At 54.7% G+C, this 655-nt stretch carries 1 protein-coding gene; it reads right to left on the bottom strand.

From position 1 onward, the window contains the following. Nucleotides 1–455 precede the first annotated feature (455 nt). On the bottom strand, nucleotides 456–655 hold a 200-nt coding region (locus QRQ56_RS39195; RefSeq protein WP_438747119.1), incomplete at its 5' end, for a hypothetical protein.

Here is a 655-nt window from a genome sequence, read left to right as displayed (position 1 = left end):
CGGTGCCAGAGCTGCTGACGCGGTGCCAGCCGATGCAGCTCGTCGAGCTCTACCAACTGCCTGTGGATACAGGGTCAAGGTATTGTAAGGACGAGGTGCAATTTTGGTGCTTGTGGCGCAAGCCAAGGGGAAACTGGGCAAGGGAGGTACGTATCCCTGACCGTCAAGCTGCTGCTCGTATGGTGCTGCAAGTCTGGAACAGAGGTAGAATCAGATGAAACACCTCAGTGCCAAGTTTGGTCGAGCTGATAAAGCGGCATGGGAAGCAATGAGTGGGAGCAAAGTGGTGGGGACAGACGCCCGTAGTTGCTCAAGAACGACTGTCATCGTTATGTAGTCAAGATGGTCATCTTGGTGGGCGACATTGGATACCTAAACGTCGGCAAGAGCTTGGTGACTAACTCGCTCAAACGCAGCAAGACTGCGAGCGTCGAGTATGGCAGACCATACAGAAGTTATGCTGAAGGTGCACATTGACAGCAAGAATAAGCTGCTGGACTGCGCGGCATCGTGCTCGACCATTCGGGCTCAAGTGCGGTGTTACTTTGAAATTGCATCATCTCGGAGTCGATGAGGACCCTGTTGAAGCGGTGCCAGAGCTGCTGACGCGGTGCCAGCCGATGCAGCTCGTCGAGCTCTACCAACTGCCTGTGGA

Origin of the sequence: Bradyrhizobium sp. U531, from assembly GCF_051710265.1 — a bacterium.
Lineage (GTDB): Bacteria > Pseudomonadota > Alphaproteobacteria > Rhizobiales > Xanthobacteraceae > Bradyrhizobium.
The sequence above is the reverse complement of the archived record's forward strand: the minus strand, read 5'-3'. Positions and strand labels throughout refer to the sequence as shown.